Here is a 7603-nt window from a genome sequence, read left to right on the forward strand (position 1 = left end):
ATGACGGTGACCACTACAACAGATATCCGGCTAAAAATAAAAAGAAAAGACTCATCCGATGGTGAATCCTACTGGGAAGAATTTAGTATTCCTTTCCGAAAAAATATGAATGTGATTTCCGCCTTAATGGAAATCCAAAGAAATCCAATTAATTCAAATGGTGAAAAAGTAAGGTCCGTTGCTTGGGAGTATAACTGCCTTGAAGAAGTATGTGGGGCCTGCAGTATGAAGATTAACGGAAAGGTAAGGCAGGCATGCTCCACATTGGTAGATCGTTTAGAACAGCCCATCTCCTTGGAACCGATGGAAACCTTCCCTGTGGAAAAGGATCTAGTCGTTAATCGTGACCGAATGTTTGATGCCCTAAAAAAAATTAAAGGCTGGATCAGAATAGATGGCACTTATGCGATGGGGGCGGGTTCGTTAATTTCATCTGATGATCAGCAGGAAGCCTATAAATATTCGACATGCATGACTTGCGGCTGCTGCCTTGAAGCATGCCCAAATGTAAACAGCAAATCACCATTTATTGGTCCTCAAGCCCTTGGACAAACGAAATATTTTAATATGCATCCTACAGGTGCACAGCAAAAACATGAACGACTAGAGGTCATCATTGGTGAAGAAGGAATAAGTAACTGCGGAAACTCCCAAAACTGTGTTCAAGTTTGCCCGAAAGAAATTCCATTAACTACTGCGATCGCTGAGTTAAATAAAGATGCTAACCGTTACGCATTATGGAGCTGGTTAAAGAAATGAGCAGAGAACAAACTTTTACCTATGATGTGCTTGTAATTGGCGGTGGTCAGGCTGCTTTAGCTGCAGCGATTGCGGCAAAGGAGGAAGGTGCATCTGTTGCCGTTTTAACGAAGGGGAAGGCTGGGCTAGGCGGATCGTCTGTAATATCAGACGGAGTTCATTCTGCTATCTTTTCCCCTGGAGATTCTCTGGATCTATTTTATCAAGACATAATTAAAGGAAGCAGACAAGTTGCTGATCGTTATTTAGCTAGAATTCTTGCAGAAGAATGTACTGACAGGGTCAACGAACTAGAAAGCAAATTTGGGATTGAGCTTGAAAGGGAAAGGCAAGTTAGTACACCTGGACATTCATTTCCTCGGAGGGTATACGCTGGAAAAGGCATTGGCAGAAATATAACAAAAACGATTGGCAGCTATGCAAGGGAAATCGGGATTGATATTCATGAGCAATCTATATTAGTTGATTTGATTAAAGAGAATGAGAGGATTACTGGGGCAGTCGTTTTGCGAGATAAGGATATATATGTCTATTATTCTTCAGCTATTATTCTAGCTACGGGAGGCTTTGGAGGACTCTATTCTTCTACAGATAATCCAAGGGATATTACGGGTGAAGGAATTGGCATGGCTTGGCGGCATGGTGTGAGGCTTGTCGATATGGAATTTGTGCAATTTTATCCGTATCGGCTTAAGTCTCCGGCCAATGTTGATATTATGACAAGGATTTTTGGAAAAGGAGCTATTCTTTTAAATGAAGAGCAGGTCCGATTTATGGATCAATTTCCAAGAAAAGAACTTGAAACAAGAGATATATTAAGCTATTCCATGTTCAAACAAGGGAAAGTGCTGCTTGATTTCTCAAATGTGAAGGAAAAAGATATTCAAACAGACAGCCCCCACCTTTATCGCCTCTTTAAAAAAGGGCATGAAGGTGATTGGATCATGAGTCCTGTGCAGCATTATTGCATGGGAGGAATTGAGACTGATGAATGGGGCAGGACAAATTTGCAAGGCTTATATGCTTGTGGAGAATGTTCGGGTGGTTTGCATGGAGCTAATCGTTTAGGAGGGGGATCACTTACGGAGGCATTAGTTTTTGGGCATCGTGCCGGAAAAATGGCTGCAAGTGAAATGTGGGAATCCCAGAAAAACAAAAAGCGTTTAGTTGATGAGTTCTTCGTAAGTGAGAGCAAACGAACAATGGAACAAGAAGTAATACAGAAAATGAAGGAAATTATGTGGGCAAAGGTTGGAATTGAAAGAACCATTCAGTCCTTACAGGAAGCAGTAGATGAGTTAGAATCTATCGCGTTGGAATTGGAAGAGGAGCAAAATGTCTTAAATTTACCTATACAGGATAAAATTCGGACTGCGTGGGCTTCAGCATTAGCAGGGATGACTCGAAAAGAAAGTCGAGGAGCGCACAAGATTCTTGATATTCCAGAGGAAAAAAAGGAATGGGAGAAGAAAATTATCATCTATAAATCTTCTATTATTTTTTTGGAGAATAGCAGTCAAAGACAATAAAGTAGAACATCAATTTTCATGAAAGGGGGAGAATGGATGAGAACAATCACTTATAATGCGATCGTTACTCAGGTTGCGAGCATGTGCCAAGAGGCAAATTTTGAGTTAGGTCAAGATGTGATTAGGGCCTTTCAGTCAGCGTTAAAAAAAGAAACATCTGAAACGGGGAAGGACATTTTAGAACAGTTAATTTTGAATGCAGATATTGCTAAGAGCGAAAGAGTGCCAATGTGCCAAGACACGGGAGTTTCTGTTTTTATCGTTGAGGTTGGTCAGGATTGTCATATTACGGGTGGCAGTATTTATGACGCGATTAATGAAGGGGTTCGAAAGGGATATGAAGAAGGCTATTTAAGGCATTCCATTGTCGATCATCCGATTACCCGTGAAAAAAGTAAAGGATATAACACTCCATCAATTATTCATATTGAGCTTGTTCCTGGCGATGAAATCGTCATTCATATGTCTGCGAAGGGCGGAGGCAGTGAAAATATGAGTACGCTGAAAATGCTGAAGCCTTCAGATGGATTGGAGGGGATCAAAGCTTTTATTCTGGATACCGTTTCAAAGGCAGGTCCCAATGCGTGTCCTCCTTTAGTTGTAGGAATCGGCATTGGCGGAAACTTTGAGAGATGTGCTTATTTGGCCAAGAAATCTTTATTTAGACCCATCGGCCATCGGAATGAACGGCCTGAAATTTCAAAAATTGAAGAAGAACTCATGTTCAAAATTAATGAGCTTGGGATTGGACCTCAAGGGCTTGGCGGGAATACAACAGCACTCGATGTCAAAATTGAAATAGAGCCATGTCATATTGCTGCACTTCCAGTGGCTATCAATTTAAATTGCCATGCTAGCAGGCATAAAGAAGTACGATTATAGGAGGGAAGCAGGTGTCAACTCTTCAAATTACAAGTCCTTTCGATGAAAACACATTAATGACATTAAAAGCAGGAGATCGTGTTCTAATCAGTGGAACAATCTATACAGCAAGAGATGCGGCTCATAAAAGAATGGTAGAGTCTCTTCAGAAAGGGGAAGAACTCCCTTTTGCTATTTCTGGCCAAACGATTTATTATGTTGGGCCAACCCCGGCAAAGCCTGGTCTTGTTATAGGTTCTGCTGGTCCGACAACAAGCAGCAGAATGGATAAGTATACCCCTTCTCTTTTAGATCGTGGCCTGAAAGGAATGATCGGAAAAGGCTACCGAAGCCAGGAAGTCATAGAATCTATGAAGAAAAATACGGCTGTATACTTTGCTGCTATCGGAGGATCAGGCGCGTTAATTGCTAAAACGATTAAATCAATGGAAGTTGTAGCGTACGATGATTTAGGTCCAGAAGCGATCTACAAATTAGAAATTGATCAATTTCCGGCAGTCGTGATTATTGATAGTAATGGAAACGATTGGTACGAATTAGGAAAGCAGCAGTTTCAGGAGAAGAGTGAATTGATATAGAAAAAAATTACTTCATTAGGGGAATGGGTTTAACTTCAATGATGAACAAGGATTATTGTTTTATGACGACCGTTTTAGGTGGGAAGCGAAGAAAACGCGCTCCATGAAGCCCTCATGACGCTCGTTTTCGTTAGGAAATCGGGAAAATATGCAATATGAAGCTCTCATGACACTCGTTTTTGTTGGGAGTTCAAGGAAATGTGCAACATAAGAGCCCAATGAAGGGCATCGATCCTTTCTGATTACATTGCAAGTCTTAAAAAGTGTAGAAGGCAGGTTAAAATATGAAATACTTCGCAGTTTTATTGCCAATGCTAAATGAAGAAAAGAGCCAATTATATCGCCCTCAGCATCTTGAATTTCTCGAGAGTATGAATAAGGAAGGTAAAATCTTTGCAAGGGGAAGATTTGCAGATGGCTCAGGCGGAATGGTGATCTATATAGCGGAAACTTTGGATGAGGCAAAGTCATTTGCCGAGAAAGATCCTTATATTATTCACGAGGCAAGAGGGATGGAAATTCATGAGTGGGAAATAATTAGTGACGCAGTGATGAACTGCAGTAAAGTTGAATAGAATTCAGACTGGATTAAGAAAGATTAATTATTAAGAGTAATATATAAGTGCCAATTCACAATAAAATGTGCGTTGGCACTTTTTTCCTTCGTGTGTCCATTACTATATTAAAAATCATGTATGATAATTATTGGTATTTGGTCATAAAATAAAGCAAGAAGATAGATAACGGAGGATGGAAGTATGAGTGATGGGGTTAGGTTAAGGCCGCTGGAAAGAGTCGACTTAGTTTTTGTTCATAAATTAAACATCAATGCCAACGTGATGTCCTATTGGTTTGAAGAACCATATGAGGCTTTCGTTGAATTGCAGGATCTGTATGATAAACATATTCACGATCAAGGTGAACGGCGATTTATTGTGGAAAAAAGCGGCGAGATGGTCGGTCTTGTAGAATTAGTAGAAATTGATTATATCCACCGGAGGGCAGAGTTCCAAATCATTATTGATCCCAATCATCAGGGACACGGTTATGCAAAGGCAGCAACTCATCGTGCAATGGATTATGCTTTTTCTGTATTAAATCTTTACAAACTCTATTTAATTGTGGATAAAAATAATGAAAAAGCGATTCATATTTATAAAAAACTGGGATTTCATTTTGAAGGTGAATTGATTGACGAGTTTTTTGTGGATGGCGAGTATCATAATGCCATTAGAATGTGTATGTTCCAGCATCAGTACTTGGGGAGTAATTCAATGGATGCCTAAATTGTACAGATTTCCCGGCTAATGGAGAACTTCTAAAGAGTTCTTCTTTTTTTCATTCATATCAATTGACAATAGCTAATGTTTATCTGTTTAATAAAAATAATATATCTTTTTTACATACATTCTTTAGGGGCTGGCGATGGAGATTCAGCAGTTAGAATTATTGCAGAGAACGATTGATTATATTGATGAACACATAAAAGAGGAAATAAATGCTGAGGAATTAGCTAAAATAGCGGGATATTCTCCGTTTCATTTTTACCGTATTTTTCGAAAAGTTCTTGGTTATACAGTGATGGATTATGTTGTAAAAAGAAAGCTGCAACATGCCTTATATGAATTAGCCAGAGGTAAAAAGGTCCTTCAAATTGCTCTAGATTATGGATTTGAAACACATGCTGGATTTACAAAAGCCTTTAAGAAATGCTTTGGCAGTCCACCCAGTTTATATAAGCTTCATTGTCCTATTTCACCTCCTCAGAAATTAAATTTAAAAGATTTGTTTGAAAAAAATCTTGGCGGTATTGTTTTACAGCCTAAGATTATTTCAAGACAATCGTTCTGGGTTGCCGGAAAAAAGTTTGAAAGTTATGTTCCAAATGTTACTTACACAAGGGATGCCCCAGCCTTTTGGGATCAGGATGGCCTAAATGATGGTTCTGTTGAAAGGGCCTTATATGAAACATTGTCTCCAAAAAAACATGGGGAATATTGTATAAATTTAACTGACGATATCCATCAAGATTATTTTATATATTTATTTGCGGTTGAGTTAGATCATCAGGCAGAACTCCCGAGTGGATTTATGAAATTTAAAGTTCCCGAGTCTGTTTATGCCATTTTTAAAACGCCTCTCGTTGAAAAAGAACAATTTGCTTCGGCCATTAAAGGAACTTGGCGATATATTTTAGAAGATTGGCTTCCGAATTCGCTATATGAAGTGGATGAAAGAGGCTATGACTTTGAATACTATGATGAACATTGCCATTATTGGGATTATGAGCGAATCTTTATGGAAATCCATTTGCCGATAAAAGAAAAATCTAGGGGATAAGAACATTATCCTCTAGATTTTTTTAGTACAGTCTTATATAAAAATAAGACTGGTGTTAATAAAAGAGCACTAGCCACAATGGCTGCTTTAATCGTAAAGCCTGAAGCAATAAATCCAATGAAAGGCCCACCGCTGATTTGTCCAATCGCATCTACTTGGCCTTTTACGGAAAAGAAGGTTGCCCGTGTAGAAGATTCAGGGATCAGTTTATTAAGCCATATGTCTTCTAAAGGATGCATGGATTGTCTTGTCACTTGAATGACAATATAGAAGACGAGCAGACTGATAATATTGGTTGCGAAGGCAAAGCCTATTAATGAGAGAATAATAAGGCAGCTTCCAATAAAGAGAGAGACATAGATGAGTTTCAGCTGCTCATGAATATAGCTGCGATTTAAATAATGAAGTGCTGTAAATGATAGTAGAACAACTATAAATTGGACTCCGCCTACTAAAATCACTAAGCCTTGATCAGATAATGCTGTTAGATTGGATGCTTCAAAGAAATGAGAAATCCATAGCCGATCAAATCCTTCGCTGTAAAATCCGACAAACAGAGCAATAAGGAAGAGCAATCTCATCAAATAGTTAGCTCTTGAATAAACAATAATTTTCTCCATATTTCCTTTCATGTTTGCCCATGTTGATGTTCGATTCACATTATCTAATGGCTGAAAGTTTTCTTCTTTCATAAATAGGATTAAATAAATGCTTAGTCCAATCATGCATAGACCGCCAAATACAATAGGAAGATTAATCATAAAATAACCAGTAAAGATGCTTAAAGGAATCGCAAACATCTGTCCAAGATTACCAGCCTTCGCACCCGTTAAAAATGCAGAAGAAGCACGTTCTTCCCCTATTGCATCTGCAATCCACGCCTGCTGTGAACCACTTGTAAGGGTATAACCAATTCCCCAAATGACTTGAGAAATCATGACAGCTGTAAAAAAAGGAAATAACCCCTCCACTAGAAATCCTACTCCAATTAAACAGTACCCCATAACAATGGAAAGCTTTCGGCTTTTTAAATCCGAAATGACCCCAGTAGGAATTTCAAAAAGGAACACAGTAAGCTCCAATACAGTTCCCACTAAAACTAACTCAATTGGAGTGAGCCTAACGATTTGCACTTGATATAACAAGTTCATTGTAAAAATAAAAGTAAAGAAAAATTGTGCTAAGAAACATGTGTTGACATATACCTGATATGGATTCTTTGTGGTGAATAAATTCATTTTCCTTCCCTCCTCCATTCATTATAGAAAGGAGGACGTTGCATTTCTTTTCCAAAATTGAGATGTTAAGGAATGTAAATTTTTTACATGTATTTAATAATTAATTAAAACCACTATGTTATGTTGTAAATAGAAAGTTCCATTGAAAAAGATAAGGAGCATATTAATATGGTTATTAATAAAAGAAATGTTCCAAAAATAATCTTGACTGTTATCCCAAAAATATTGCAAATCTTTTTGAATGCTTCACTTGTCATTTTGGCTACTATTTTATCTT

Annotated in this window: 9 protein-coding genes (1 of these 9 only partly in view); 8 read left to right on the plus strand and 1 reads right to left on the minus strand. The window is 38.2% G+C overall.

What is annotated here, in order from left to right:
* The 7 genes from sdhB to V7164_RS02475 all read left to right on the plus strand — a co-directional run bounded on the left by sdhB (position 1) and on the right by V7164_RS02475 (position 6088).
* Positions 1-759 carry a succinate dehydrogenase iron-sulfur subunit gene (gene sdhB / locus V7164_RS02445; protein WP_438823951.1) on the plus strand — a complete coding sequence of 253 codons (759 nt, stop codon included), beginning with the start codon at positions 1-3 and terminating at the stop codon, positions 757-759.
* The gene (locus tag V7164_RS02450) at positions 756-2288 is read left to right on the plus strand and encodes an FAD-dependent oxidoreductase (RefSeq protein ID WP_335344363.1); all 1533 of its coding nucleotides are present in this window, start codon (positions 756-758) and stop codon (positions 2286-2288) included. Before sdhB ends, V7164_RS02450 begins: the two co-directional genes overlap by 4 nt.
* A 36-nt stretch (positions 2289-2324) precedes the next feature.
* Positions 2325-3170 (plus strand): fumarate hydratase, encoded by an 846-nt coding sequence (locus tag V7164_RS02455; protein ID WP_335344364.1) that lies wholly within the window; start codon positions 2325-2327, stop codon positions 3168-3170.
* Positions 3171-3181: 11 nt separating this feature from the next.
* The gene (locus V7164_RS02460) at positions 3182-3748 is read left to right on the plus strand and encodes a Fe-S-containing hydro-lyase (protein ID WP_335344365.1); all 567 of its coding nucleotides are present in this window, start codon (positions 3182-3184) and stop codon (positions 3746-3748) included.
* A 284-nt stretch (positions 3749-4032) separates the two neighbouring features.
* Entirely contained in the window at positions 4033-4323 is a 291-nt protein-coding gene (locus V7164_RS02465) for a YciI family protein (RefSeq protein WP_335344366.1), read from the plus strand.
* Positions 4324-4506: 183 nt separating this feature from the next.
* Entirely contained in the window at positions 4507-5034 is a 528-nt protein-coding gene (gene speG, locus V7164_RS02470) for a spermidine N1-acetyltransferase (RefSeq protein WP_335344367.1), read from the plus strand.
* A 139-nt stretch (positions 5035-5173) separates the two neighbouring features.
* Complete coding sequence (locus tag V7164_RS02475; protein WP_335344368.1) at positions 5174-6088, plus strand: AraC family transcriptional regulator; 915 nt, start codon at positions 5174-5176, stop codon at positions 6086-6088.
* 5 nt (positions 6089-6093) lie between these two features.
* On the opposite strand, the gene V7164_RS02480 is transcribed toward V7164_RS02475, so the two are convergent.
* A complete protein-coding gene (locus V7164_RS02480; protein WP_335344369.1) occupies positions 6094-7326 on the minus strand; it encodes an MFS transporter in 1233 nt (410 codons plus the stop codon).
* A gap of 168 nt (positions 7327-7494) precedes the next feature.
* Here V7164_RS02480 and V7164_RS02485 point away from each other — a divergent pair, with 168 nt between their 5' ends.
* Positions 7495-7603 carry the start of a phosphate-starvation-inducible protein PsiE gene (locus V7164_RS02485; RefSeq protein ID WP_335353336.1) on the plus strand. The gene runs 236 nt beyond the window's last position, so only the first 109 of its 345 coding nucleotides appear in the window; its start codon is at positions 7495-7497; the stop codon falls past the right edge of the window.

Source organism: Bacillus sp. JJ1474, from assembly GCF_036965225.1.
Lineage (GTDB): Bacteria > Bacillota > Bacilli > Bacillales > Cytobacillaceae > Cytobacillus.

Bases quoted from the DNA above. Each gene is read 5' to 3' on its own strand.
- sdhB (WP_438823951.1), top strand. From the start codon at position 1: ATGACGGTGACCACTACAACAGATATCCGGCTAAAAATAAAAAGAAAA.
- V7164_RS02450 (WP_335344363.1), top strand. From the start codon at position 756: ATGAGCAGAGAACAAACTTTTACCTATGATGTGCTTGTAATTGGCGGT.
- V7164_RS02455 (WP_335344364.1), top strand. From the start codon at position 2,325: ATGAGAACAATCACTTATAATGCGATCGTTACTCAGGTTGCGAGCATG.
- V7164_RS02465 (WP_335344366.1), top strand. From the start codon at position 4,033: ATGAAATACTTCGCAGTTTTATTGCCAATGCTAAATGAAGAAAAGAGC.
- speG (WP_335344367.1), top strand. From the start codon at position 4,507: ATGAGTGATGGGGTTAGGTTAAGGCCGCTGGAAAGAGTCGACTTAGTT.
- V7164_RS02475 (WP_335344368.1), top strand. From the start codon at position 5,174: ATGGAGATTCAGCAGTTAGAATTATTGCAGAGAACGATTGATTATATT.
- V7164_RS02480 (WP_335344369.1), bottom strand. From the start codon at position 7,326: ATGAATTTATTCACCACAAAGAATCCATATCAGGTATATGTCAACACA.